This window comes from Streptomyces sp. NPDC057253 (assembly GCF_042669125.1).
In the GTDB taxonomy this organism is placed as follows: Bacteria; Actinomycetota; Actinomycetes; order Streptomycetales; family Streptomycetaceae; genus Streptomyces.
The window spans coordinates 85931-112806 of record NZ_JBHUXV010000015.1 but is presented as its reverse complement, the minus strand read 5'-3'; the positions used below and the strand labels follow the sequence as shown (position 1 = coordinate 112806).

Annotated in this window: 20 protein-coding genes; 11 read left to right on the top strand and 9 right to left on the bottom strand. The window is 71.0% G+C overall.

The features are described 5' to 3' along the window. Window positions 1-5: 5 nt before the first annotated feature. Window positions 6-2870 (top strand): DEAD/DEAH box helicase, encoded by a 2865-nt coding sequence (locus tag ACFULQ_RS11305; RefSeq protein ID WP_383541348.1) that lies wholly within the window; start codon window positions 6-8, stop codon window positions 2868-2870. A gap of 97 nt (window positions 2871-2967) precedes the next feature. On the opposite strand, the gene atzF is transcribed toward ACFULQ_RS11305, so the two are convergent. The 4 genes from atzF to ACFULQ_RS11285 form a co-directional block, all read right to left on the bottom strand. Continuing rightward, window positions 2968-4614: an allophanate hydrolase gene (gene atzF / locus ACFULQ_RS11300; RefSeq protein WP_383541346.1), complete on the bottom strand. Its 1647-nt coding sequence runs from the start codon at window positions 4612-4614 to the stop codon at window positions 2968-2970. 14 nt (window positions 4615-4628) lie between these two features. Beyond that, window positions 4629-8267 carry a 5-oxoprolinase/urea amidolyase family protein gene (locus ACFULQ_RS11295; RefSeq protein WP_383541343.1) on the bottom strand — a complete coding sequence of 1213 codons (3639 nt, stop codon included), beginning with the start codon at window positions 8265-8267 and terminating at the stop codon, window positions 4629-4631. Further along, on the bottom strand, window positions 8264-8881 hold the full coding sequence (locus tag ACFULQ_RS11290; protein ID WP_383541340.1) for an urea amidolyase associated protein UAAP2: 618 nt from the start codon (window positions 8879-8881) through the stop codon (window positions 8264-8266). The genes ACFULQ_RS11295 and ACFULQ_RS11290 overlap by 4 nt, the downstream gene beginning before the upstream one ends. 206 nt (window positions 8882-9087) lie before the next feature. Next, window positions 9088-9912: an urea amidolyase associated protein UAAP1 gene (locus ACFULQ_RS11285; RefSeq protein WP_383541337.1), complete on the bottom strand. Its 825-nt coding sequence runs from the start codon at window positions 9910-9912 to the stop codon at window positions 9088-9090. A gap of 405 nt (window positions 9913-10317) precedes the next feature. Here ACFULQ_RS11285 and ACFULQ_RS11280 point away from each other — a divergent pair, with 405 nt between their 5' ends. The 6 genes from ACFULQ_RS11280 (at window position 10318) to ACFULQ_RS11255 (ending at window position 15917) form a co-directional block, all read left to right on the top strand. Further along, entirely contained in the window at window positions 10318-10959 is a 642-nt protein-coding gene (locus tag ACFULQ_RS11280; protein ID WP_383541335.1) for a TetR/AcrR family transcriptional regulator, read from the top strand. A 292-nt stretch (window positions 10960-11251) separates the two neighbouring features. Then, window positions 11252-12841, top strand: coding sequence for a sensor histidine kinase (locus ACFULQ_RS11275; RefSeq protein WP_383541332.1), 1590 nt, complete (start codon window positions 11252-11254; stop codon window positions 12839-12841). Then, window positions 12838-13245, top strand: a complete 408-nt coding sequence (locus ACFULQ_RS11270) for a roadblock/LC7 domain-containing protein (RefSeq protein ID WP_007380839.1) — start codon at window positions 12838-12840, stop codon at window positions 13243-13245. The genes ACFULQ_RS11275 and ACFULQ_RS11270 overlap by 4 nt, the downstream gene beginning before the upstream one ends. Next, a complete protein-coding gene (locus ACFULQ_RS11265) occupies window positions 13242-13667 on the top strand; it encodes a DUF742 domain-containing protein (RefSeq protein WP_383541329.1) in 426 nt (141 codons plus the stop codon). Before ACFULQ_RS11270 ends, ACFULQ_RS11265 begins: the two co-directional genes overlap by 4 nt. After that, entirely contained in the window at window positions 13648-14268 is a 621-nt protein-coding gene (locus tag ACFULQ_RS11260) for an ATP/GTP-binding protein (RefSeq protein ID WP_383541326.1), read from the top strand. The genes ACFULQ_RS11265 and ACFULQ_RS11260 overlap by 20 nt, the downstream gene beginning before the upstream one ends. Window positions 14269-14459: 191 nt before the next feature. Next, a complete protein-coding gene (locus ACFULQ_RS11255; protein ID WP_383541324.1) occupies window positions 14460-15917 on the top strand; it encodes a cytochrome P450 in 1458 nt (485 codons plus the stop codon). 23 nt (window positions 15918-15940) lie between these two features. Here ACFULQ_RS11255 and ACFULQ_RS11250 read toward each other — a convergent pair whose 3' ends face one another. Further along, window positions 15941-16885 carry an RluA family pseudouridine synthase gene (locus ACFULQ_RS11250; RefSeq protein WP_383541321.1) on the bottom strand — a complete coding sequence of 315 codons (945 nt, stop codon included), beginning with the start codon at window positions 16883-16885 and terminating at the stop codon, window positions 15941-15943. Window positions 16886-16992: 107 nt separating this feature from the next. Next, on the bottom strand, window positions 16993-18003 hold the full coding sequence (locus ACFULQ_RS11245) for a hypothetical protein (RefSeq protein ID WP_383541318.1): 1011 nt from the start codon (window positions 18001-18003) through the stop codon (window positions 16993-16995). Window positions 18004-18959: 956 nt separating this feature from the next. Here ACFULQ_RS11245 and ACFULQ_RS11240 point away from each other — a divergent pair. Next, a complete protein-coding gene (locus tag ACFULQ_RS11240; RefSeq protein WP_383541316.1) occupies window positions 18960-19553 on the top strand; it encodes a GNAT family N-acetyltransferase in 594 nt (197 codons plus the stop codon). Here the strand turns inward: ACFULQ_RS11240 and ACFULQ_RS11235 are convergent. Beyond that, on the bottom strand, window positions 19550-21106 hold the full coding sequence (locus ACFULQ_RS11235; protein WP_383541313.1) for an amino acid permease: 1557 nt from the start codon (window positions 21104-21106) through the stop codon (window positions 19550-19552). The genes ACFULQ_RS11240 and ACFULQ_RS11235 overlap by 4 nt on opposite strands. A gap of 273 nt (window positions 21107-21379) precedes the next feature. Between ACFULQ_RS11235 and ACFULQ_RS11230 the strand changes: the two genes are divergently transcribed. From ACFULQ_RS11230 to ACFULQ_RS11220, 3 genes are all read left to right on the top strand, one after another. Then, a complete protein-coding gene (locus tag ACFULQ_RS11230; protein ID WP_383541310.1) occupies window positions 21380-22060 on the top strand; it encodes a PadR family transcriptional regulator in 681 nt (226 codons plus the stop codon). Window positions 22061-22243: 183 nt separating this feature from the next. Next, the gene (locus ACFULQ_RS11225; protein ID WP_383541309.1) at window positions 22244-23233 is read left to right on the top strand and encodes an ATP-binding cassette domain-containing protein; all 990 of its coding nucleotides are present in this window, start codon (window positions 22244-22246) and stop codon (window positions 23231-23233) included. Next, on the top strand, window positions 23230-24006 hold the full coding sequence (locus ACFULQ_RS11220) for an ABC transporter permease (RefSeq protein WP_383541306.1): 777 nt from the start codon (window positions 23230-23232) through the stop codon (window positions 24004-24006). Before ACFULQ_RS11225 ends, ACFULQ_RS11220 begins: the two co-directional genes overlap by 4 nt. Window positions 24007-24070: 64 nt before the next feature. Here the strand turns inward: ACFULQ_RS11220 and ACFULQ_RS11215 are convergent, their stop codons facing one another. Both ACFULQ_RS11215 and ACFULQ_RS11210 read right to left on the bottom strand, forming a co-directional pair. Further along, window positions 24071-24916: a siderophore-interacting protein gene (locus ACFULQ_RS11215; RefSeq protein WP_383541304.1), complete on the bottom strand. Its 846-nt coding sequence runs from the start codon at window positions 24914-24916 to the stop codon at window positions 24071-24073. 243 nt (window positions 24917-25159) lie between these two features. Beyond that, complete coding sequence (locus tag ACFULQ_RS11210; RefSeq protein ID WP_383541398.1) at window positions 25160-26089, bottom strand: 5'-3' exonuclease H3TH domain-containing protein; 930 nt, start codon at window positions 26087-26089, stop codon at window positions 25160-25162. Window positions 26090-26876 lie beyond the last annotated feature (787 nt).

Here is a 26876-nt window from a genome sequence, read left to right as displayed (position 1 = left end):
GGATAATGATCGTCCTGTTGTCAGTGGGGCCCGGTACGCTCGAAAGCACGATGACAGAGGACCTCTCACCGGCCGAGCGGTACGCGGCAGCCCGCCTGCGGGCAGCCGAGCAGGCCACCGCGCTCGCGGGCTTCCGCGAGATGTACGACTTCGGTCTCGACCCCTTCCAGATCGAGGCCTGCAAGGCTCTCGAAGCGGGGAAGGGCGTGCTGGTCGCCGCCCCCACCGGCTCCGGCAAGACGATCGTCGGCGAGTTCGCCGTCCACCTCGCCCTCCAGCAGGGCAAGAAGTGCTTCTACACGACCCCCATCAAGGCGCTGTCCAACCAGAAGTACGCCGACCTCAGCCGCCGTTACGGCGCCGACAAGGTCGGTCTGCTCACCGGTGACAACAGCGTCAACTCCGACGCCCCCGTGGTCGTGATGACCACCGAGGTCCTGCGGAACATGCTGTACGCGGGCTCGCAGACCCTCCTCGGCCTCGGATACGTGGTCATGGACGAGGTGCACTACCTCTCCGACCGCTTCCGGGGCGCCGTGTGGGAAGAGGTGATCATCCACCTCCCCGAGTCGGTGACCCTGGTGTCGCTGTCGGCGACCGTGTCCAACGCCGAGGAGTTCGGCGACTGGCTCGACACCGTCCGTGGTGACACCCAGGTGATCGTCTCCGAGCACCGGCCCGTGCCGCTGTTCCAGCACGTGCTCGCCGGACGGCGGATGTACGACCTGTTCGAGGAGGGCGAGGGCAGCAAGAAGGCCGTCAACCCCGACCTCGTCCGGCTGGCCCGGATGGAGGCCCAGCGGCCCTCGTACCAGGACCGCAGACGCGGCCGGGCCATGCGCGAGGCCGACCGGGAGCGGGAGCGCCGGCAGCGCTCCCGGGTGTGGACGCCCAGCCGGCCCGAGGTCATCGAGCGCCTCGACGCCGAAGGCCTCCTGCCCGCCATCACCTTCATCTTCAGCCGCGCCGCCTGCGAGGCGGCCGTGCAGCAGTGCCTGTACGCGGGGCTGCGGCTGAACGACGACGAGGCGCGGGCCAAGGTGCGCGCGCTCGTCGAGGAGCGCACCGCGTCGATCCCGACCGAGGACCTCCATGTCCTCGGGTACTACGAATGGCTGGAGGGCCTGGAGCGCGGTATCGCGGCCCACCACGCGGGCATGCTGCCGACCTTCAAGGAGGTCGTCGAGGAACTGTTCGTGCGCGGCCTGGTCAAGGCCGTGTTCGCGACCGAGACGCTCGCCCTGGGCATCAACATGCCCGCGCGGTCCGTGGTGCTGGAGAAGCTCGTCAAGTGGAACGGCGAGCAGCACGCCGACATCACCCCCGGCGAGTACACCCAGCTGACGGGCCGTGCGGGGCGCCGCGGTATCGACGTCGAGGGTCACGCGGTGGTGCTGTGGCAGCGCGGCAGCAGCCCCGAGCACCTCGCGGGACTGGCGGGCACGCGCACGTATCCGCTGCGGTCCAGCTTCAAGCCGTCGTACAACATGGCGGTCAACCTCGTGGAGCAGTTCGGGCGGCACCGCTCGCGTGAGCTCCTGGAGACGTCCTTCGCGCAGTTCCAGGCCGACAAGTCGGTCGTCGGCATCTCGCGGCAGGTGCAGCGCAACGAGGAGGGCCTGGACGGCTACAAGGCCTCCATGACCTGCCACCTCGGCGACTTCGAGGAGTACGCGCGACTGCGGCGGGAGCTGAAGGACCGGGAGACCGAGCTGGCCCGGCAGGGAGCGAACGAGCGGCGGGCCGAGGCGGCCGTGGCGCTGGAGAAGCTCAGGCCGGGTGATGTCATCCATGTACCGACGGGCAAGTACGCCGGTCTCGCACTCGTCCTCGACCCGGGGCTGCCCGCCGGGCGGTCCAACGGCCACCGGGGCTTCGAGCACCATGACGGCCCGCGGCCGCTGGTGCTGACCGCCGAGCGGCAGGTCAAGCGGCTCGCGTCGATGGACTTCCCGGTGCCCGTCGAGGCGCTGGAGCGGATGCGGATCCCGAAGTCCTTCAACCCCCGCTCACCGCAGTCGCGTCGGGACCTCGCCTCCGCGCTGCGCACCAAGGCCGGGCACATCCCGCCCGAGCGGGCCCGCAAGAAGCGGTCCCAGGCCGCCGACGACCGGGAGATCGCCCGGCTGCGCACGGCGATCCGCGCACATCCCTGCCATGGGTGCAACGACCGCGAGGACCACGCCCGTTGGGCCGAGCGGTACCACCGGCTGCTGCGGGACACCTCGCAGCTGGAGCGGCGGATCGAGGGGCGCACCAACACCATCGCCCGAACCTTCGACCGGATCGTGGCGCTGCTGACCGAGCTGGACTACCTGCGCGGCGACGAGGTCACCGAACACGGCAAGCGGCTGGCCCGGTTGTACGGCGAGCTCGATCTGCTCGCCAGCGAGTGCCTGCGGGAAGGCGTCTGGGAAGGGCTCGGCCCCGCCGAACTCGCCGCGTGCGTCTCGGCGCTGGTGTACGAGGCGCGGGTCGGCGACGACGCGATGGCGCCCAAGCTGCCGTCCGGGAAGGCCAAGGCCGCGCTCGGGGAGATGGTGCGGATCTGGGGGCGGCTGGACGCGCTGGAGGAGGACTTCCGGATCAACCAGACGGAGGGGGTCGGGCAGCGGGAGCCGGATCTCGGGTTCGCCTGGGCCGCGTACATGTGGGCTTCCGGGAAGGGGCTCGACGAGGTTCTCCGGGAGGCGGAGATGCCGGCCGGGGACTTTGTGCGGTGGTGCAAGCAGGTGATTGATGTGCTCGGGCAGATCTCTGCGGCGGCGCCGGTTTCTGGGGGCGAGGGGTCGTCGTCCGTCGCGAAGAATGCGCGTAAGGCTGTTGATCTGTTGTTGCGGGGGGTTGTGGCCTACTCGTCGGTGGGGTGACGGATTGGTTGGCGGGTGCGGGTTCGCTGTGGCTGGTCGCGCCCACGCGGCGGTAGCCGCACATCCAACACAGCCCCGCGCCCCCAGGGAGTTGCAGTCAGCTGCGATTCAAGTAGCTGCGCCAGCCTCCGTATGACGTGATGTCCTCGGCGTTCTCCAGTGCGGCCGGTTCGCACAGGAAGCCGGGGACGCGGCTTCCGTCCGACAGCTGGACGCTGCCCAGCGCCATCGGGCGGGGGAGTGTCGTCAGGAGGCGGCCCAGGCCCTCTGCCGGGAGGCGCCAGATCTCTGTCTCGATCTGAGCGCCGTCCTCACCCACGTGGACCAGGCCCGGCTTCGGGGGATCCGTGTGCAGGGCGTGCAGGCGGTAGACCGGGGCCGTGGTCGTCGTGCGGTCCAGGCGGGCGCCCAGTGCGAGCAGTTGGGGGTTCAGGGGCTGGCCCGTCAGATGGGCGCCGACCACCGCGAGCTGGGTCTCGGGCTGGAGCAGACGCGCGATGCTCGCCAGGCGCTCGTCGGTGTGCGCCGGGCCGATCAGCATCACTCCGAAGGGGAGGCCGTTCACCTCGCCGGTCGGGACCGCCACCGCGGCCAGGTCGAAGAGGTTCGTGGAGTTGGTGAAGCGGCCCAGGCGGGCGTTGGTGCCCACGGGGTCGGCGGCCACGTCGGCGAGGGTGGGGTGGCCGGGAGTCGTGGGCAGGAGCAGGGCGTCCGCGTCCGACAGTTCCGTCAGGGCCCGGTTCCGCAGGGCGGCCAGTCGGTCCAGGTCGGCGTAGAGCTGGTGGGCCGGGAGGTCGCGGGCCCGGGTGATGATCGCGGCGACCGTGGGGTCGAGGGAGTCGTCGTTCGCCGCTGTCGCCTTGTCGATGAAGGCTCCCACCGCGGTGTAGCGCTCGGCGACGAACGCTCCCTCGTAGAGCATCGCCGCCGCCTCGGTGAAGGGCGTGAGGTCGAGTTCGCGGATCGACGCGCCCGCCGCGGTCAGTCGGCGCACCGCGGCCTCGTACGCCTCCGTCCAGCCCTCGTCCAGTTCGCCGAGCTGCTCGCGCGGGGGGACCGCGATCCGCCAGGGGCCGGGGCGGCGGCCGGGGAGGGACGGGGCGGTGCCTGTCGCCATGTGGGCCAGGGCCTGCTCGGCCTCCGGGAGGGTGCGGGCGAAGACCGTCACGCAGTCGATCGAGGCGCAGGCCGGGACGACACCGGTGGTGGGGACCAGACCGCGGGTGGGCTTGAGGCCGACGATGCCGTTGAAGGCGGCCGGGACCCGGCCCGAGCCCGCCGTGTCGGTACCGAGCGCGAAGTCGACGATGCCCAGGGCCACCGCCACCGCCGAGCCGGAGCTGGAGCCGCCGCTGATGCGGGACGGGTCGTACGCGTTGCGGACCGCGCCGTACGGGGAGCGGGTGCCGACCAGGCCCGTCGCGAACTGGTCCAGGTTCGTGGTGCCGAGCACGAGTGCGCCCGCGGCGCGCAGAGCGGCGACCACCGGGGCGTCGGCCTCGGGGTGGTAGGCGTACGACGGACAGCCCGCGGTCGTGGGCAGTCCGGCCACGTCGATGTTGCCCTTGGCAGCGAACAGACGTCCCGCGAGCGGCAGTTGCTCGCCCCGCGCCAGCCGTTCGTCGATCGCGCGGGCCTCCCGCTCGACCTCGTCCCGTGGGCGCAGGTCGATCCAGATCTCGGGGCGGTCCACAGCCTCGACGCGGTCGTAGGCGGCGCGGACCCGGGTGACGGTGGTGGACATGGTGTGCTCCTCTTTCACTGTGCGGGCTCCGCGACAGCGGCCTGCGGGGCCAGGACGAGCAGTGCCGTCCCCGCCTCCACCTGGTCGCCGGGCCTTGCCAGGATCTCCGTGACCACGCCGTCGGCCGGCGCGTGCACCCTGGACTCCATCTTCATCGCCTCCAGAGCGAGGAGCGGCTGGCCGGCCGTCACCTCGTCGCCCGGGGCCACGTTCAACTGCCATACGGAAGCCGCGAATTCGGCCTCGATCAGACGGGCGCCGGGAGGGATGACCATGTCGGTGGGGATGGGCGCCGGTGCGGACGCCGACTCGGCCCGGGCGAACTCGCCCGCCGCCTCCCACGCGTCCCGTTCCGCGCCGAAGGCCGTCTGCTGGCGTGCCCTGAACTCCTCGATGGACTCGGCGTGTTCGGCCAGGAAGCGCTGGTACTCGGCGAGCGAGAAGGTGCCCTCCTCGATGCGGGGCACAAAGCGGCCGGAGGTGATGTCCGCGCGGAGCTCCAGGAGTTCGTCCGCCTCCACCGGGTACCACTTGATGCGGTCGAAGAAGCGCAGCAGCCAGGGCGAGCCCGGCTCGAACGCGCCGCGCTGCTGCCAGGGCGACCACACCTGGGTCGTACGGCCCACGAACTGGTAGCCGCCGGGCCCTTCCATGCCGTAGATGCACAGATACGCGCCGCCGATGCCGACCGAGTTCTCGGCCGTCCAGGTGCGGGCCGGGTTGTACTTCGTGGTCACCAGGCGGTGGCGCGGGTCGAGCGGGGTGGCCACGGGGGCGCCCAGGTAGACGTCTCCCAGGCCCAGCACGAGGTACTCCGCGTCGAAGACCGTGCGGTGGACGTCGTGCACCGAGTCCAGGCCGTTGACGCGGCGGATGAACTCGATGTTCCACGGACACCAGGGGGCGTCGTCGCGGACGCCGGCCATGTAGCGGGCGATCGCCTCGCGGGTGGCGGGGTCGTCCCAGGAGAGGGGGAGGTGAACCGTGCGGGAGGGGACGACGAGCTCGTCGGACGGGGGGAGCGAGGTGGTGATCTCCCGTACGACGGTGAGCAGTTGATCTTGCGGGAGGCGGGTGGGGTCCGTCTGGATCTGGAGCGAGCGGATGCCGGGGGTCAGGTCGGTGATGCCGTCCGGGCCCCGCTCGGCCAGCGCCTCCATCAGGGCGTGGACGCGCATGCGGAGGGCCAGGTCGAGCTGCATGGGCCCGAATTCGACCAGCAGGTTGTCGTCGCCGCTGCGGCGGTAGGTGACGTCGCCGTCGCGGGCGAGGATGCCGCCGTCCACGATGGCCGGGCGCTCCGAGCCGTCCGTGGTCACCGGTATGAAGCGCACGGTGTCGCCCGGTCGCAGCTGGCCCAGTTTCCAGCGCTCGGTGCTGATCACGGTCGCCGGGCAGACGAAACCGCCCAGCGAGGGCCCGTCCGGGCCGAGCAGCACCGGCATGTCACCGGTGTAGTCGACGGCTCCGACCGAGTAGGGGGTGTCGTGGATGTTGGACGGGTGCAGACCCGCCTCGCCGCCGTCGGTGCGGGCCCAGCGGGGCTTGGGGCCGACCAGGCGGACGCCGGTGCGCGCCGAGTTGAAGTGGACCTTCCAGTCGGCTGCGTAGAAGTCGCGGATGTCCTCTTCGGTGAAGAACTCCGGGGCGGCGTGCGGGCCTTCGACGGCGGCGATGTGCCAGGTGGAGGTGAAGGTGGGGCGGTCCCGGGTCGGGGTGGCGGGCGCTGCCTCGGGGGCGCGTGCCGCGTCGGGGCGGCGGCTGTGCGGGGTGGTGTCTCCGCCGTCATACGGGATGCCCCCGCCGCCGTGCGGGGTGGTGCCTCCGCCGTCGTACGGGATGCCCCCACCGCCGTGCAGCACGTCCCCGGTGCGCAGTGCCCGGCCGCCGTGGCCGCCGAAGCGGCCCAGCGTGAAGGTGCTCGCGCTGCCGAGGAAGGCGGGGATGTCGAGGCCGCCGGCGAAGAGGACGTAGGTGCGCAGGCCGTGCTCGGCGGGTGCGCCCACCTCCAGGGTCCCGCCCGCCGGTATCCGGACCGGCTCCCACTGGGCGACCGGGGTGCCGTCCACGGTCACCGGGGCCGGGGCGCCGGTCACACAGACGGTCGTGGGGTGGGTGAACCTCAACGCCGGGCCCTGGAGGGTGCATTCGAGGCCGGGAGCGCCTTCCGGGTTGCCCAGCGCCTGGTTGCCGAGCCGGAAGGAACGGTCGTCCATGGGGCCGCACGGGGGCACGCCGACCTGCCAGTAGCCGGTGCGGCCCGGCCAGTCCTGGACCGTGGTGAGGGTGCCGGGGGCCACGACCTCGATGCGCGGGGTCGGGTCGGTCACCCGGGCGAGGGTCGCCGTGGAGTGGGCCGCGGCCTGGAAGGCGGGATCCGTGAGCGCGGCCCGGACCAGGCCCAGGTTGGTCTCGATGCCGTCGACGCGGGTGCGGGCCAGCGCCTCGTCCAGCCGCTGGAGCGCGTGGGCGCGGTCGGGGCCGTACGCGATGACCTTCGCGAGCATCGGGTCGTACGACGTCGTCACCTCGGTGCCCGTCTCCACCCAGCCGTCCACGCGGACCCCGGTGGGGAACTCCACCCGGGTCAACAGGCCCGCGCTGGGCCGGTGTTCACGGGAGGGGTCCTCGGCGTAGAGGCGGGCCTCGACGGCGTGGCCGTGCGGGGGGCCGGGTTCGTGCACGACGTCCCGCTCGCCGCGGGCCAGGCGGAGCATCCAGGCGACCAGGTCGACGCCGTAGATCTCCTCGGTGACCGGATGTTCCACCTGGAGACGGGTGTTGACCTCCAGGAAGTAGGCCTCCTCGCGGGCGGCGTCGTAGACGAACTCGACGGTCCCGGCGGAGCGGTAGTCGACCGAGGCGCACAAGTCGCGTGCGCTGGCGGCGAGTTGGGTGCGGACGTGGTCGGGCAGGTCCGGGGCCGGGGCCTCCTCCAGGACCTTCTGGTTACGGCGCTGGAGGGAGCAGTCGCGGTCGCCGAAGGTGACGACCGTGCCGGCGCCGTCGCCGAAGACCTGCACCTCGACATGGCGGGCCCGCTCGACGAGCCGTTCCAGGAAGACGCCGGCGGAGGAGAAGGAGGCGGCCGCGACGCGCTGCACCCGGTCCCAGGCGTCGGTCAGTTCGGCGGCGGAGCGGCAGGCCGACATGCCGATGCCGCCGCCCCCGCCGGTGGCCTTGAGCATGACGGGATAGCCGATGGTGTCGGCCGCTTCCAGGGCGTCTTCGAGGGAGGGCAGCAGGCCGGTGCCCGGCGCGAGCGGCACTCCGGCCGCCTCCGCCGCGGCCCTGGCCGTGTGCTTGGCGCCGAACAGCTCCAGCTGCTGGGGCGTGGGGCCGACGAACACGATCCCCGCGGCCTCGCACCGGCGCGCGAACTCGGCGTCCTCGGACAGGAAGCCGTAGCCCGGGTGGACCGCGCCCGCGCCCGAGTCCTTGGCGGCCTTCAGGACCAGGTCGGCGTCGAGGTACGACTCCTTCGCGGGGGCGGGGCCCAGGCGTACGGCTGTGTCGGCGAGGCGGACGTGGGGGGCGGCGCGGTCGGCGTCGGAGTACACCGCGACGGTGCGCAGGCCCAGTTGGCGGGCGGTGCGGATGATGCGGACCGCGATCTCGCCGCGGTTGGCGACGAGGAGGGTGTCGAAGGTCATGCGCCGGCTCCCGTCGAGGACACCGCGGTCTCGATCGTCATCTCCACCGGCGTCGGGTCGAAGCCGTTGCAAGGGTTGTTGACCTGGGGGCAGTTGGAGACGAGGACGAGGACGTCACGGTCGGCGCGCAGGGTCAGGGAGAGGCCGGGGGCGGAGATGCCGTCGACGATGCCGAGGGTGCCGTCCTGCTCGACCGGGACGTTCATGTACCAGTTGATGTTGGAGACGAGGTCGCGCTTGCCGAGGCCGTACTTCGCGCCTTCCGCCAGGAAGTTGTCCACGCAGGCGTGCTGCGACCAGGTGTGGTGGCCGTAGCGCAGGGTGTTGGACTCCTTGGAACAGGCGCCGCCGACCGTGTCGTGGCGGCCCACGTCGTCGGCGGTGACCGTCATCAGCGGGGTGTGCTCGCCGGACATCAGCACGCTGCCCGTGGTGAGGAAGATGCCGCCCTGCGCCTGGATGGTGTCGGGGGCGCTGTAGCGGACGGCCGTGTCGTGGGCGTCGTAGACGAGGAAGTCGACGGCCTGGTTGCCGTACAGGTCGGTGATGGTGAGCGTCTCGCCCTCGCGGATGACGGAGGACCAGGCGGCGCGGGCCGGTACCACGGTCTTCATGGGAGTCTCCTTGGGGTGTGGGCGGGGGCGGTCGGGAGTGGGGCGGGCGCTCTTGCGGGTTGAGCGGGTGCTCTCGGGTGTCGGGCGCGGCCGGGCGGGGTTCGTGTGGGTGCCCTCGGTTTCCGCGTGGGAGTTCTCGCGGGCCGCGTCGGCGTCCACCGGGTCCGGACCGGGGTGTTCGGGCCTCGCGGGTCGCTCCGCGGTCCTCACGCGTGTCCCCGGGAGGCCAGGAATTCGGCGGTGTTCAGGAAGGCGCGGCGGCCTTCGGGGGTGGCGTCCCAGAGGGGGTCGCCGGCGCGGGTGGGTTCGGCGCGCCAGGCGAGGACCTCCAGGGACGTGCTGACGTAGGCGGGCCGGGGGTCGGCGGGGTGCGGGACGTTCGCGATCAGGACCGTCACGTCCTGTTCGGCGCGGAGGGTGACGCTGGCGCCGGGGCCCGCCGAGCCGGTGAAGTCGAGGCTGCCGTCCTCGAGGATCCGCACGCCCTGGAAGAAGGAGAGGGAGGGCGGGAGATCGCGGGGTTCGAGGCCGTTCTTCGCGGCGGCCAGCTTGAAGAGCTCGCGGCCGGCGGGGGAGGGGCTCTGGGGGGTGCCGTCGCCGTAGCGCGCGGTGTTGCGGACCAGGGTGGAGGTGCCGCACAGGGCGTCGTGGCGGCCGGAGCTGTCGGCGACGACACTCGCGAGGACGCGGCCCTGGTCGGACAGGAGCAGCTGGCCCTCGCCCAGGTAGGCGTTCCACTGGACCTTGACCGTGTCGGCGACGTTCAGGCGCTCCCAGGGGCGGCCCTCCGCGTAGAGGAGGAGGTGGGCGCAGGCGTCTCCGTGGAGGTCGGTGAGGCGGAGCTCGGTGCCGCGAGCCAGGACGCGGTGGGTGTAGTTGCCGCCCGCGACGGTCTCCGCCCACACCAGGTGGCCCGCCTCGCAGGGAGGGTTCGGCCAGGCGCCGGCGGGGACGACGGGCATGGCCTCGGCGCGGGTGCCGTCCTGTGCGCGGGCGTGGTCTCGGGCTCCGTAGGTGGTCTCTGTGGCCATGGCGGGACCTCCGGCTGCGGGTGATTTCTGTCGCTTGACAGAAATTAGGGGCGGGGCGGGTCGGGAGGGTTGCCCGGGTGTTGCCGGTTGGTTACCGGGGGCTCACGGGGGGAGCGCCGAGGGCTCGCTGGGGGCTCGCTGGGGGCTCGCCGGGGGGTGAGTGGTGGCCCGGCCCCGGGGGTGGCTCGGCGGATGGGTGCCCTGCCGGTGCCCGTTCGCGGTCATCCCGTTCGTCGTCGCTCCCTTCGCGGTCGCTCCCGTCGCGGTCGTTCCCTTCGCGGTCGCTCCAGGTCGTGGTTGCCCCAGGTCGTCGTCGCCCCAGGTCGTGGTCGCTTCAGGTCGCCGGAGGCCCCCGGTGGTTCTGCCGCGCGGTGCCGTGAGTCCCCGTGTGCGAGGATCGAACGCATGGGTACGACAGGTGGGGCGGCGGAGTCCGGGCGGCGGGTCGGCAGGCCACGGGCCGATCGGCGGCCGGCCAGTGGGCTGGCGCCGCGTGACGAACTCCTCGTCGCCGCGGCCGAGTTGTTCACCACGCTCGGGTACGCCGCCACCAGCACCCGCGCGGTCGCCGAGCGGGCCGGCATGCGGCAGGCGTCCATGTACCACTACGTCTCCGGCAAGGAGGAGCTGCTCGCCGAGCTCCTGGAGTCCACCGTCACGCCCTCGCTGACGTACGCCCGCGAACTGCTCGCCGACGACACGGTCCCGTCCGAACGCCGGCTGTGGCAGCTGTGCCGCGCGGACGTCGAGGTGCTGTGCGGAGGGCCGTACAACCTGGGCGGCCTCTATCTGCTGCCGGAGGTGCGCACCGAGCGGTTCGCCGGCTTTCATGCCGTGCGCGCCGAACTCAAGGACGCCTACCGGCAGTTGATCGCCGCGACGGCCGCGGGCGGCGCGCTGGCCAAGAGCGAGCTCGATCTCCGTACGGACCTGTTGTTCGGTCTGATCGAGGGAGTGATCCTCGTCCACCGCTCCGATCCCGAACGCCCGGTCTCCGTCTTCGCGGAAGCCACCGCGGACGCCGCGCTGCGGATCGCCGGGGTCTGATCAGGACGGGCCGCTCCGGGGTCGGCGGGTCGCCGGAAGGTGTTCTTCACCCCTCGCGGTGAGTGGGTTTCGTACGCCCGTCCGCCCTGACTCACCGTGTGCGAGCGATACCTGAGCGTGTAAATGGACCGACAGTACTCCAGTCACAATGCCCGTTTCAGGCGCTTGCTGAATATGACACGGCGATGATCCGGTCGGACTAAGCTCGCCCGCAGCGCACCGAGTTGATGTGTATTCGTGCGCTTGTTCCCTATATGTGCGACTCCCCGTCGATACGTCTCAGAGGGCCCACATGGTGAGTGTTCAGTCCACCCCAGGACGCCGTGAACTGCCGTATGCGCGCGTGCTGTTGCTCCCCGCCATAGTCATGGCCGCGGCGACCGGGGCCGCCGTCGCGGCAGTGCAGCACTCCGCCAGGGGCGCCGTCGGCGGCTGCGGTGCCGTCGCCACCCTGCTGGTGATCGCGGTGGCGGCCGAAGCCGTCCGGCGCGGTCGGGAACTGCGCGACCAGCGCGTCGAGCACGACCGTCACATCGCCTCGCTCAAGCAGCGCATCGCCGACCACGACCAGGAACAGATCCGGTTCGCCAAGGAGATCGCGCCGGCGGCGCTGGACCGGATGCGGCGCGGAAGTTCCCCCGGAGAGGTGATTCGCCGGCTCGGGGAGCTCAACCCCGCGTGGGCCCACCTCCCCGACCCACAGATCCGCCTGCTGAAGACAGTGCTCGACATCGTCGACACCGAGGAGATCATGCGCGACGCCGCGCAGCGCTCCTTCGTGAACATCGCCCGCCGCGTCCAGGCCATCGTCCACCAACAGGCCAACGAACTCCGGGAGATGGAGGAGGACCACGGCCGCAATCCCGAGGTCTTCGACGACCTCCTGCGCATCGACCACGGCACCGCGCTGATCGGCCGGCTCGCCGACTCGATCTCCGTCCTCGGCGGCGGCCGCCCCGGCCGCCAGTGGCCCGAGCCCGTGGCGCTCTACAGCGTGCTGCGCGGCGCCATGTCCCGGATCCTGGAGTACCGGCGCATCGACCTGACCTCGATCGCCAAGGTCAACGTCAAGGGCACCGCTGTGGAGCCCGTGATCCACGCCGCGGCCGAACTCCTCGACAACGCCACGCGTTACTCCCCGCCGCAGAGCAAGGTGCACGTCACCGCGACCGAGGTGCAGACCGGCGTCTGCATCGAGATCGAGGACGCCGGCGTCAGCTTGAGCGAGGAGGCGCGCCTGAGGGCCGAGGGCATGCTCGAGCGCGCCAAGGCCGGAGTCGACCTCCAGGACCTCGGCGAGTCGCCGCGCCTCGGCCTCGCCGTAGTGGGCCGGCTCTGCCAGGCGTACGACATGCAGGTCTCCCTGCGCGCCTCCGCGTACGGCGGTGTCCGCGCGATCCTCGTCGTGCCGAGCGACATGCTCACCGACGAACCCGGAGTCGGACTCGCCCACGGCATCGGCGCCACCGCCGTGCCCAAGGCCGAACTCGGCGCACTGCCCGGCCCCAAGCGCACGATCAAGAAGCGCCGGCCCACCAGCCCCAAGTTCACGACACCCGTGTCCGTGGAGGACGACGTCCCCGAGGTCACCGAGTGGACCGCCAACGGGCTGCCGCAGCGCCGCAGCCGGGTCAAGACCTCGTTCAGCCAGCGCTACGCCGAGCAGGCCGAGATCGAGCGAGCCGAGCGGGAAGGCCGTCCGACCGTGTGGTCGACGGCCCGGCGCGAGGCCGAGCCCGAACCGAAGCCGGACGACACCCCGCCGGGCCTGTGGGTCCAGGCGTTCATGGACGGCCTCAAACGCCCCACCTCTTCCACAGTCACCCAGCCGACCGACGAACCGGCCCGTACCGAGGCCGAAGACGAGGGGAACCTCAAGTGATCCAGCAGCGAGGCAACTTCGACTGGATGCTCCAGGACCTCGCCAAAGGCGTACCGGGCATCCAGATGATCGTGGTGCTCTCCGCCGACGGCCTGCGCATCGCCCGCCACGGCGGCGACCCGGACACCGCGGACCGCGTCGCCGCGGCCTGCGCGGGCCTGCAGAGCCTGGCGGGCGCCGTCGCCGGGGAGATCCCCGGCAGCGACGGCAAGATGAAGATGGTCCTGATCGAGATCCACGGCGGCTACTTCTACCTGATGGCCGCGGGCCCCAACGCCTATCTGGCGGTGCTCTCCGACATCATCACCGAACCCGGCCACATGAGCGCCCGCATGAGCGATCTGGTCGTCCGCATCGGCGCGCACCTGACCAGCCCGCCCCGCCGCAACGGGCAGACCGTATGACTCCTCCACAACGCCGACGGCGATTCCCCAAACCCGGCCCGGACCAGCCACCGACGCCTCCGCAGCAGGAGAGCCAGGATCCCCCCGAGGGGCCGAAGAAGAACCCCGAGCGGCTGTACGTCATCACCGGCCCCGACGGGACCGAGCGCTCGGAACTCGACCTGGTCACCTTAATCGTGGCGCACGCCGACCCACCGCCCTCCGCCACGCCCGAGCAGGCGGCGCTGCTCAGGCTCTGCACGGCCCCGCTGTCCGTGGCCGAGCTGTCCGCCTATCTCAGCCTGCCGTTCAGCGTGGTGACCGTCCTGCTCACCGAGCTGCTGACGGCCGAACTGGTCACGGCCCGCGCCCCCGTCATCCGCCAGGCGCTGGCCGACCGTTCCCTCCTCGAAGCGGTGATGCATGGACTTCAAAGGCTCTGACACCATCCCCGGTCCGCGAACCGAGGACCACCTCCCCCAGACCGCCCAGGCCGCGGTGAAGATCGTCATCGTCGGCGGCTTCGGCGTCGGCAAGACGACCATGGTCGGCTCGGTCAGCGAGATCAAACCGCTGACCACCGAGGAGACCATGACCCAGGCCGGCATCGGCGTCGACGACAACTACGGCTCCGAGACCAAGACGGCCACCACCGTGGCCATGGACTTCGGCCGCATCAGCATCACCGAACAACTGGTGCTGTACCTCTTCGGCACCCCCGGTCAGGAACGCTTCTGGTTCCTCTGGAACGGCCTGTTCGAAGGCGCCCTCGGCGCGGTGGTCCTCGTGGACACCCGGCGCCTCGAAGTCAGCTTCGACGTCATGGGCCGCCTGGAGGAACGCGGCGTCCCCTTCGTCGTGGCCGTCAACACCTTCCCTGACGGCCCCCGCCACGACATCGAGGACCTGCGCGCGGCGCTCGACCTCGCCGCGGAGATCCCGATCGTGGAGTGCGATGCGCGGCGGCGGGCCTCCAGCCGGGATGTGCTGATGACACTGCTGCGGTTTCTGCATTCGTTGGCGATGGAGAAAGCGCCTGTGTGAGCCCGTCATGGACGGCCCGCCGCCCTCGTGCCGAGTGGGTCGGCGACCCGTGCCCCACGGGGATGCCGGACGCGCCTCATGGCGATGCACCCACACCTTTCGTGTGACTCTCCACCGTCCCCGCCCCGCTGGAGCCGGGGGCCCAACTACTTCCTGCACACCAGATCCACCTCAGCTTCGGAGCGATCATCGTGACGCCTGAACCCCAGTCCCCAGCCCACACGTACGGCCCCACGGCCGCCCCGCCCGGCTGTCCCGCGCACGGCATCGGTCCCGGCGGGCTGCGCCGGCTGTATGGCCCCGGAGCGGAAAACCTGGAGGCCGTTTACGAGGAACTCCGCGACCAGCATGGATCCGTGGCTCCCGCGCTGGTGCACGAGGACGTGCCGATCTGGGTGGTGCTCGGTCACAGCGAGAACATGCACATGGTGCGTACCCCCTCGCACTACAGCCGTGACACCCGGCTGTGGGGGCCAATGCAGGACGGCACGGTCAAGCCGGACCACCCCCTCATGCCACACCTCGCCTGGCAGCCCCTCTGCTGCCACGCCGAGGGCGATGAGCACCTGCGGCTGCGTGCCGCAGTCAACGGCGCCATCTCGACCATCGATCACCGGGGGGTTCGTCGGCACATCAACCGCGCGACCCAGCACCTCGTCAACAAGTTCTGTGAGCAGGGCACAGCCGATCTGGTCAGCCAGTTCGCCGAGCGCCTGCCGATGATGGTGATGTGCGAGATCCTCGGCATGCCCGACGAATACAACGACCGGATCGTCGAGGCCGCCCGCGACCTGCCCAAGGGCACAGAGACGGCCATCGCCAGCAACGAATACATCATGGGCGTCCTGACGCGACTCACCGCCCGGCGCAGGGCCGAACCCGAGGACGACTTCACCAGTCACCTCATCAGGCACCCGGCGCAGCTCACAGATCAGGAGGTCAGCCAGCATCTGCGGCTCGTTCTGATCATCGCTTACGAGAGCACGGCCAACCTCCTGGCGAACGTACTGCGGGTGGTGCTCACCGACCCACGCTTCCGCGCCCAGCTCAACGGCGGCCAGATGACGGTGCCCCAGGCGGTCGAGCAGTCCATGTGGGATGAGCCCCCCTTCAGTACCATCCTGGGCTACTTCGCCAAGCAGGACGCCGAACTGGGTGGTCAGCGCATCCGCAAGGGTGACGGCCTCATTCTCGGCATCGCGCCGGGCAACGTGGACCCGCGCGTCCGTCCCGATCCCACAGCCCACATGCATGGAAACCGCTCCCACCTGGCCTTCAGCGGCGGTCCCCACGAATGCCCGGGCCAGGACATCGGCCGCGCCATCGCCGATGTCGGCGTCGACGCGCTGCTGACCAGGCTCCCCGATGCGGAACTGGCCTGCGAGGAGGACGAACTCCAGTGGCAGGAGACCATCTCGAACCGGCATCTGGTGGATCTGCCGGTGAAGTTCGCGCCCAAGCCGCAGCAGGACGTCATGTCGCGTCCGACGCACCCCGTCCCGTCCCCACGACGCAACGACTGGCAGGTCAGTACACCGCAGCCTGAGCCAGTGGTCCCGGAGCCCCCGGCTCCGGCACCGACGCCCCCACCCGTACCCCCGCGGCCGGGGGTATGGCAGCGCCTGCTGCGTTGGTGGCGAGGTGACTGAGCCGACCGGCACCAGTGCTGGGGCTAGCCGGTCATCCACTCCTCGTACGACACCCACGCACGCAGCATGCGCGGGCTGACGAACCGGTGCTCGTGCCCCGTGACCGGATCGGTGAACTCCAGCATTCGCGCCAGCAGTTGGAGCGGGCGCCGGAAGTCACCGGTCGGCACGGGGTCGGTGACTACTGGGTACAGGGGGTCGCCGAGGATCGGCACGCCCAAGGCGCTCATGTGCACCCGCAGTTGGTGAGTCTGCCCGGTACTCGGCGTCAGTCGGTAACGGGCGAGCCCGCCCCGCTGCTCCAGCAACTCGACCCGGCTGACGGCATTGGGCTCACCCTCGACCTCGCGGGCCGCCAGGACACCGCGCTCCTTGACGATCCGGCTGCGCACAGTGCGCGGAAGGGACAGCGTCGGGTCGTACGGGGCCACCGCCTCGTACTCCTTCACCACTCGTCTGTCCCGGAACAGCGACTGATACGCGCCGCGTTCCTCCGGCCGTACGGTGAACATCACCAGGCCCGCCGTCAGCCTGTCCAGCCGGTGCGCGGCGCCGAGCGTGGGGATGTCCAGATCACGGCGCAGCCGGGCGAGGGCCGTCTCGGCGATGTGGCTGCCGCGAGGGGTGGTGGCGAGGAAGTGCGGCTTGTCCGCAACCACCAGGTGGTCGTCCCGATGGATGACGTCGATCGCGAACGGGACCCGCTCCTCGTCAGGCAGATCCCGGTGGAACCAGACGAACATCCCCGGGACATAGGCCCTGTCCCGCGGCACCGCACGCCCGGCAGCGTCCACGATCCGCCCCGCCTGCAACATCTCGTCGATCACCTCGGCCCCGACGGGGAGCCGCGCCACGAGATGATCCCGCACGGTCGCCCAGGCATCCCCGGGCGGCAACCGCAACCGCACCGGGTCGACCCCGTCGATTTGGGGCAGGGGAGAGGGCGGGGGCGAAGTGCGGCGTCTCATCACGATCAAGCGTACGAGTCCGGACTGACTCTGGCTGCGCGACGAGCTGACACCATTGCCCACCCGTCAGCTCCGACGGGAGATCAGGGAGCATCCGGGTCAGGTGATCAGGATCCGAGCCGCTTCGAGGTTCCCTGCCCTGGAGCAGGGGCCTGATACCGCGTGGCGCTGTCCTGCCAGACGTGAAAGCCGGTGAGGTGATCGCGCATCGCCTTCATGACGGCCGACAACTGCTCGCGGTCCTCGTGGTCCAGGCGGAGCTGGTCGCAGAGCTCCGGGAGCTGAGTCGATTCCAGGTGCTCGTACTCCGACAGCCTGGCCGTCCGCAACCGCGTGACCGAGGCCGCGGCCTCAGCGGTGGTGAGCTCCAGGAACTTGGCGAAGACGAGGACGGAGTTGCACGTCTCGTCTTCGTCCTCGACTTCTCGGCGGTACGAGCGGATGTCGTTGTGGAGCGCCTGTACGTCGGTCCAAGCGTCCATCAGCGCGCGGAACGGTCGTGAGTGGCGCACCTGTACCGGCACCTCCGCATCCGCCACGTGCTCGGCCAGGCAAATGCCGACAGGTCCGCCGTACGAGCCTCGACGACGGACGAGATACTCGGCTGGATCGGGGATCCGCCCATTGCGGATGCATTCCAGCTCCCAGCACTGCCCGTCGGCGTATTCCATCTGTGCTTTCAGCATGTCGCGTTTCCAGGCTGTCGACCTGGTCGGAGCGAGCCGTAGCCAGATGTCGGCGAGGCTCCTCTCGATGGGGTTCTCAGGCCTTGGCATCGCACGGGCCGTGCCGTCCAGCGGCATGAACAGAGGGAGCCGGTCGACCATTGCTCGCGCCCCGTCGAGGTCGCGGTCGGCCTTGAACGTCCGCACGAACAACAGGTCGAGCGCGAACATCCACGCGTACACGTGGTAGAGCAGGAACAACTCGTCCCTGGGTGCGACGGGGTAGCACCACGCGGCACATTCGGGGAGCCGGATGGCCGACCACTCGTCCGGAGTGGCTGAGGTGGGCAGGAGTTCCATGCTGTACGTCCACGCGTCGCCGTCGCGACGCAGCAGGTCGACACTCGGGTTCTCCCGCCACGCGTAAGGTATCGGAGACGAGGTTATGCGCATCGTGGTGATCTCCCGTCGCGTATGCAAGGCCTGGTGCGAACAGTCCTTTTCAGATCCTTCGGCTCGGGTAGAACACGGATTCGGAGACGTCCCGGAGCTGTGCGACGCATGATGCCCCCCGGGTGGCGGAGCCGACCAAGTCCATGAACTACGCGTGGTGTTCCACACGCCGCGACCGCAGCGTGGCTGAACTCGTGCACGAAAACAGGCCTTGCGCGCCGGGCGGTGTCGTCGGCCGGGGCCTTTGCAGCGGCAGCCGGGCGGTGCGGGGGGAATCGGTGGCCACCACCGCCACGACAGCGTTGTCGGTGGCGAGGTCGTGGATCATCCCTACCTTCCAGTGCCACCGCGGGTTTCGTCAACTGTGCGGCGTGGCCCGGGGCCCGGGCCGGGCGCCGTGGTGGGGGGCCGGGAGGGAGAGGCCGGGCGGTGGGCGGGTCCGGGTTCTCGGTGGGGATCCGCGGGGGCCGGTGGGTGGGAGGCGGTCGGCCTCGGCCGGCGGATTCGCACCCGTACACCACCACACCGACCCTGTCGGCGTAGGGCGTTGAGCGCGGTCCGCAGGGACACCGCGGCGCATCGAAGGCATCCGGCCACCACCCTCACAGGCTCAGGTGCGACACCGCTCATGCTCGCAATCCACCCTGACAGCCCACCACTTCGCACCATGCGACGATTTCCGGCCGGGCAAAAGGGGGCGCAGCCCCGGCGCACGATGCGGAGTCCCTGGCCGCCGGATGCACGGCCGCGCGTTCCAGCCTGCTGGTGCGCTGCGAGTACCACCCCCGTTTGCGGCAGTTGGGGAGTCAGGCGGCCCCGGAGGCGGGACGTCCGTATCGAACGGCCGTGATCTGGAAGGTGGCCTGCCTGAGAGGGGGACGCGCGGGGCGTGGCTTGTCGCCGGCGGGGGCAAAAACTTTTGGGGCGCGCTCCGCCTCCTTGGCAGGATGCGGGTCATGCCGTATCTCACTGAACCGGTCCTGCCCCCCGGCACTCTCTCCGGGACCACCCAGCCCACCGTCCCCACCAAGGACGGGCTGCTCTTGCGCCCCTGGCGGGGTGGGGACGCGGCCGATGTGTATGCCGCCTTTCAGGATCCGGCGATGCATCAGTGGCATGCCCGTGCCGCCGACTCCTTGGAGGAGGTCGGCGTCTGGATCGAGGAGTGGGTGGCGGACTGGGGGCGGGAGGCGAGCGCGCAGTGGGCCGTCGTGGAGTCCGAGTCCGGGCTGCTGCTCGGGCGGGTGGCTCTGCGGGAGATCCATCTCGCCGACGGGCAGGCCGAGATGGCGTACTGGACGACCGTCGGGGCCCGTGGGCGCGGGGTCGCGGCTCGTGCCACGGCCGCGCTCGCCCGTTGGGCCCTCGACGACATCGGTTTCCACCGTCTCGAACTGCTGCACGCCGTCCGCAACGAGGCGTCCTGCCGTGTCGCCGCCAAGACCGGCTTCGCGCTGGAAGGGACCAAGCGCAGTGCCGTACTGCATCCGGACGGCTGGCACGACATGCATCTCCACGCGCGTGTGCGTGATAGCGAGGGCAATTCCTAGCGGGGGTCGGCTGCGGGGGAGGGCTGGGCCGGCGTTCCCCTGCGCAGTGCTCGCCAGGCCACTCCCGCCGCCAGTGTCGCGGCCAGGAACAGCACCGTGAACCACTGGAAGTACCAGTGCCCGCCCGCCGGGTCGTACACCGCCGCCCTCGGCCAGGCCAGGTTGACGGTCATCAGGAGGCCGTAGAGGAGGGCCAGGGCGTTGACGGGGATGCCCCAGCGGCCCAGGGAGAACAGTTGGCCGCCTTCCTCGTCGGTGCCCGACGCGGTGAACTCGCCCCGGATGCGGCGGATCAGCAGCGGGCCCGTGACCATCGCGTACGCCAGGTACAGCATCACGATGCAGGTCGTGCCGATCGCCAGGAACGCCTCCGGTGAGGCGAAGTTGAGCAGGAGCAGGGCGGCGGCCAGGATGCCGACGACCAACGCGGGGGCGGTGGGCATGCCGGTGCGGGGGTTCACGCGCGCGAGGCGGGCCGCGAAGGGCAGTTGGCCGTCGCGGGCCATGGAGAAGAGCATGCGGCAGGCCGCCGTCTGGATGGCGAGCGTGGCCACCGTGATCGCGATGACCACGTCGGCCAGCAGGGCCTTGCCGACACCGTCGCCGAGGCTGCTGGTGAGGACGTAGCTGAGGCCGTCGACCGACAGGTGCCCGTCGGTGAGGCTGGGGGCGGCGAGCAGGCCGCCCAGGACGATCAGGCCGCCGAGCGCGCCGGCCGAGCCGAGCGCCGTCAGGATCGTGCGGGGCGCGACGCGCCGGGGGTTGCGGGTCTCCTCGCTCATCTCGCCCGCGCTGTCGAAGCCGATCATCACGTAGGCCGCCGTGAACGAACCGACGAGCAGCGCGCCGAACAGGCCGCTCTGCGCGGCGCCCTCGGTGTGGAAGGTGATGCTCGGGGTGCGCTCGGAGTGGGTCAGCAGCAGCACGATGATCAGCACCGCGCCGATGATCTCCGCCGTGACGCCGACCCGGTTGACCACGGACAGGACCCGGTTGTCGAGGACGTTCACGACGGTCGTCAGGACCAGCAGGATCACGCCCAGGACGGCCGCGTTGGCCGCCCCGTCCGCCGAGGTCGGGGCCGGGTCGGTGCCGACCAGCTGGAAACCCGACCAGATCGCCGGAAGCACCATCTGCAGGGCCAGTGCCGCCGCGGCGACCACGACGATCTGGCCGATCACCATGATCCAGCCGGCGAACCAGCCGAAGACCGGGGTGGAGAGGCGGGACGACCACTGGTAGATCGCGCCCGAGAGCGGGTAGCGGGCCGCCAGTTCCGCGAAGCAGGCCGCCACCAGCAGCTGCCCGACCAGGACCGCCGGCCAGGCCCAGAAGAAGACGGGGCCGCCGAACGCGTACCCGAAGGCGAAGAACTGGAAGACGGTCGTCAGGACCGAGATGAAGGAGAACCCGGCCGCGAACGAGGCGTACCGGCCCAGGCTGCGGTGCAGCTCCTGGGGGTAGCCGAACTCGGCGAGCGACCGGTCGTCGGCGGAGGGGGAGGGGGAGTGCGGGGGATCGGGACGGACGTCGGAGGGACTGGTCGTCGTCACGGCGGCACCTGCCTTCGGCGGCATGAGGGCGTAAGAGCGGAACAGCGGTGCGGGAGCTGAATTCCTGTCGGGTGACAGAAATTAGGGAGAGGCTGTTTCGGGCGCATGACGCAGCCGTGTCGGAGCGGCGCCCAAGTCCTCACTCCCTTGCGGGGAGCACTCAAACGCGATATATCGTGTCTATTGACGCTCGATCGCGGCTCGCGATATGTTCGCTTACGGATATTCGGCCGCGAGGTTCTGCGGCACGGCTGCGGAGGGGAGGTGGGGTCGATGAGGCGTCGCAAGCTCCGCAACCCCCTGGCGCTCGCCGTACTGGCGACGCTCTGGCAGAAGCCGATGCATCCCTATGAGATCGCCCAGACCCTGCGCCGCCAGGGCAAGGACGCCAGCACGAAGATCAACTACGGCTCGCTCTACACGGTCGTGCAGAACCTCGAGAAGCATGGATTCGTCGAGGTCACGGACGTGGAGCGGCAGGGGAACCGGCCCGAGCGGACCGTCTACGGCATCACCGCGGCCGGGCGCCAGGAGACCACCGAGTGGATGTCGGACCTGGTCGCGTTCCCGGCCAAGGAGTACCCGATCTTCGAGACCGCGCTCTCCCTGCTCGCCGTGCTGCACCCCGACGAGGTGGTGCCGCTGCTGAAGGAGCGGCTCGACGCCCTGGAGGTGCAGATCGCGAGCGGCCGGGGCGCGCTGGAGAAGCTGTACGAGACGCTGCCCCGGCTCTTCCTCGTGGAGAACGAGTACCAGCTCCACATGGTCGAGGCGGAGGCCGAGTGGGTCCGCGGTTTCCTCGACGAGCTCACCAAGGGCACGCTGCCCGGCATCGAGGAGTGGAAGGCCTTCCACGAACCGGGCCCGGAGCGAGACGCAGGTCCTGAGCGAGACGCAGGTCCTGACCGAGACCCGGACCCTCAACGAGAGACAGGACCTGCCCAAGAACCTTGACCTGAACAAGAACAGGCCCCGGCACGGCTGTTGCAGCAGCCCGCCGGGGCCTCGAACCCCGAACTGAATCCGCCCTGAGGCACATCCAGGCGATCGAGGTGCGGCACACCCAGGATAGCCCGGTGCTCCTCACGCGGATCAGTTGTCATCCGCTCAGCCAGGAGACCCAGGAGAGCACCTGCCATGAACACCCGTGCGCCCGCGATCGAGGCGCGTCAACTGATCAAGACCTACGGCGGTCAGGTCACCGCCCTCGACGGCATCGACCTCGTCGTCGAGCGGGGCAGCGTCTTCGGCCTGCTCGGCCCGAACGGCGCCGGCAAGTCCACCACCGTCAAGATCCTCACCACCCTGGCCCGCCCCGACTCAGGCTCGGCCACCGTCGCCGGCCATGACGTGCTGCGCCACCCGGACCGGGTCCGGCGGGCCATCGGGGTGGTCGCCCAGGGCTCCGGCGCCGACCCGGTCGCCACCGGCCGCGAGAACCTCCGACTCCAGGGCAGGCTCTACGGCCTCAAGGGCGCCGCCCTCGACGGGCGGGTGGACGAGCTCCTCGACCGCTTCACGCTCACCGAGGCGGCCCGGCGTCCGGTCAAGGGCTACTCCGGCGGCATGCGACGCCGGCTCGACGTCGCCCTCGGCCTGGTGCACCGCCCCGAGGTGCTCTTCCTCGACGAGCCCACCACCGGCCTCGACCCCGAGGCCCGCAGCGCGATGTGGGACGAGATCGGGCGGCTCGCCGCGGAGGAGGGGCTGACGATCCTGCTCACCACGCACTACCTCGAAGAGGCCGACCGGCTCGCCGAGCGCGTCGCGGTCGTCGACCGCGGCCGGATCGTCGTCGAGGGCACACCGGACGCCCTCAAGGGCGAACTCCGCGGCGACGCCGTGCACGTGGAACTGGGCGAGCCCCTCGGTGACGCGGGGCGCACCCTGCTGACCGGCGCCCTGCGCGACGTGCCGGGCGTGCACGAGGTGCTGGCCGACGGACACCGGGTCAGCGTCCGCGCCGACGACGGGGCCGCCGCCGTACCCGCCCTGCTCGCCGCGCTGGAGCGGGCCGGGGTCAAGGTCGCCACCGCGACCGTCGCCCGCCCCTCCCTCGACGACGTCTACCTGCGCTACGCGGGCCGCCGTTACTCCGACGCCGAAGACCTGGTGGGTGCCCGATGAGCATGGCCGTCTCCCAGACCTGGTACATGACGCAGCGTCAACTCATGGTGTTCGTACGGCAGCCCGCGTACGCGATCATCACCCTGATCCAGCCGGTGATCTGGCTGTTCCTGTTCGGCAGCCTCTTCAGGAAGGTCGTGGAACTCGGCGGCTTCGGGACGACCTCGTATCTGGACTACCTCGTCCCGGGCGTGGTCGTGATGAGCGCGCTCGGCTCCAACATGTGGGCCGGTATGGGCACCTTGGAGGAGATCCAGCGCGGAACCCTGGACCGCTTCCTGACCACCCCGGTCAGCCGGGCCGCGCTGATGAACGGCAACGTCGTCAACAACGGCCTGGTCACCGCCTTCCAGTCGGTGGTCATCGTGCTGCTCGGGCTCCTCGGAGGCGCCGACTATCCGGGCGGCGTCCCGGGGATCGCCGTCCTGGTGGTCGCCTCGGTCCTGCTCGGCACCGTCTTCGGGGCGCTGTCCAATGCGCTCGGCATGCTGGTGCGGGAGCGGGAGTCGATCATCGGGATCAACACCTTCCTGCTGCTCCCGCTCACCTTCCTGTCCAGCGCCTTCATGGCGCCCTCGCAGATGCCCTCCTGGATGCGGCACATCGCCGACTTCAATCCGCTGAACTGGGCGATGGTGGCGGGCCGTTCGGCCCTGTCCGCCGACCCGGACTGGGGTGTCGTGCTGAGCCGCGGGGGAGCGCTGCTCGGGCTGGCGGTCGTGGCGGTGTGGCTGTCGATCCGGACGTTCAGGTCGTACCAGCGGTCGGTGTGACCGCTCCCGGGCATGCGCAAGGGGCGGCACCTGTGAAGATGCCGCCCCTTGCGAAGCCGTATGCCTAAGCCGCCGGAGCCGCGCCCTCCTGCTCCGCCTCGATGCGCGCGTTCCAGTCCCGCTTGGAGGCCTGCCAGCCGTCCTCGTTGTGGCCCAGGCGCCAGTAGCCGGAGATCGAGAGGTCCTCGCGCGGGATCGCGCGCTCGACCCGCAGGAGATGGCGCAACTGCTTCACGAAGTGCGCCTCGCCGTGCACGAACGCGCACAACCGGCCCTCCGGGAACTCCAGTGCGCGTACGGCCTCCACCAGCGGCTCGCCGACCGGCCGGGAGCCGCGGTGCAGCCAGACGACCTCCACGTCGGAGTCGATCTTCTGCTCCTCCTCGGGGCCGCTCACCTCGATGAAGGCGTGCGCGCGGACGCCGTCGGGCAGCGACTCCAGGGAGCGGGCGATCGCGGGCAGCGCGCTCTCGTCACCCACGAGCAGATGCCAGTCGGCGTCCGGGTTCGGGGCGTAGGCGCCGCCCGGGCCCATGAAGCGCACGGTCTCGCCGGGCTGGACGCGCACTGCCCAGGGGCCGGCGAGGCCCTCGTCGCCGTGGATCACGAAGTCCAGGGTGAGCTCGCGGTGTTCGGGGTCCCAGTGGCGCACGGTGTATGTGCGGGTCACGGGCCACTGCTCGCGGGGGAACTCCTCGCGGATGCGCTCCATGTCGAAGGGCTCGGGGTAGGTGGCGCCCTCGGCCGGGAAAAGGATCTTGACGTAGTGGTCGGTGCAGGTGTCCGCCGTGAAGTCGGCCAGTCCGTCGCCGCCAAGCACCACGCGCTGCATGTGCGGGGTGAGGCGTTCGGTGCGGATCACCTGCGCGGAGTGAGGTTTCCGCGGCTTGCGTCCCGGTCCTTCTGCCATGGCGGCCTCCCAGTCCATTGCTTAGGCTTACCTAAGTTAGCATCAACCCCCCTGGCGACGGCGCGCCACTTGTGGAAAGCGACGGCAATATTTGCGCGTCCGGTGCGGCTGCGGGATCGGACGGTGCCGCCACTGGATCGGCCGGTGCCGCCAACGGATCGCCCGGCGTCGCCGTCGGATCGCCCGGTGCTGCCACCGGACCTGAGCTCCAGCCGGCCTACGTGCCCCGCGTCCCCACCGGACCTACGCCCCCAGCGTCCCCACCAGCCGCTGGAGCGACCCGCCCAAGCCCCACCGGGTCGCCAGTGCGTCCAGCATCTCGGGATCGCGCGGTGTGCGAGGGAGCGCGGTCTCGACCTGCGGCAGCGGGACGTCGGCGGCCACCTGTACGACCTTCGGCGCCACGGCGACGTACGGCCGCGACTCGTCCAGCCGCTTGCGCTGCGACGGCGTGAGCTTCGCCTTCGGGTCGTCGACCGCGGCCATGATCCCCGCCAGGTCCCCGAACTCGGCGAGCAGCTTGGCCGCCGTCTTCTCGCCGATCCCGGGCACGCCCGGCAGGCCGTCGCTCGGGTCGCCGCGCAGCAGCGCCAGATCCGCGTACCCACGGCCGTCGACGCCATACTTCTCGCGCAGCCACGCCTCGTCGGTCAGCTGGAGGGTGCCGACGCCCTTGAGGGGGTACAGCACGCGCACCTCGCGCTCGTCGTCCACCAGTTGGTACAGGTCGCGGTCGCCGGTGACGATGTCGACCGGGCCCTTCGCCTGGGCCGTGAACGTGCCGATCACGTCGTCGGCCTCGTATCCGGCCACGCCCACGCGCGCGATGCCGAGTGCGTCCAGGACGGCCTCGATGATCGGGACCTGCGGGGAGAGGGTGTCCGGCACCTCTTCCTCGTCCGGGCCGGCCTCGTGCTCCTCGGCGACGCGGTGCGCCTTGTAGGACGGGATCAGGTCCACCCGCCACTGCGGGCGCCAGTCGGCGTCCATGCAGGCCACGAGGGCGTCGGGGTGGTGGTCCTTGACCAGGCGGTCGATGAATTCGAGGAGGCCGCGCACGGCGTTCACCGGCGTGCCGTCCGGCGCCTTCACCGACTCCGGTACGCCGAAGTAGGCACGGAAGTAGAGCGAGGCGGTGTCGAGGAGCATCAGTCGTCCGGTCACGCCTCGCATCATGCCGTACGCCACCGACAGCGGCCCCCGCCGAGTAACTCGTCCGGCGGGACCCCATCTCCGGCCGGCCCCGGCCCGACTGGCTACCCCCGGCCACACCGGCTACCTCTTGCCATCTCCGACCGCACGGGCTGGCTCTGGCCACACCGACGCCTGCTGGCCGCATGGGCCAATGTCGGCTACTCCTGACCTCCCGTGGCCGTCCCGTGCGCTTGCGGCAACCTTCGGCGGCCCCGGCCGCCCCAGGCAGCCTCCGGCCCTCGGGGCGCTCGGGTCAGCCCCTCCGGCCGCCCCGGCCGCTCCCGGCAGTCTCCGGCCGTCCCGGGCGCTCGCGGCGATCTCCGGCTATCCCGGTCGTTCCCGGCAACCTGCGGCCCTCCGGGGCGCTCGGGGCAGCCCCCGGCCGCTCCCGGCAGCCTTCGGCCGTCCCGGGCGCTCGCGGCGATCTCCGGCTATCCCTGTCGTTTTCGGCAAGCTGCGGCCCTCCGGGGCGCTCGGGTCAGCCCCCGGCCACGCCCGGCAGCCTTCGGCCGTCGCGGGACCTCGCGGCGACCTTCGGCTGCCCGGGCGCTCCCGGCAGCCGCCGGCCATCCCGGTCTTTCCCAGCAACCTCTGGCCCTCCAGGGCGCTCGGGGCAGCCCACCTCCGGCCGCCCCGGCCGCTCCCGGCAACCGTCGGCCACCCCAGTCGTTCCCGGCAACCTGTGACCATTCGGAGCGCTTGGGGCAGCCCCCGGCCACGCCCGGCAGCCTCCGGCCGTCTCGGGCGCTCGCGGCAGCTTTCGGCT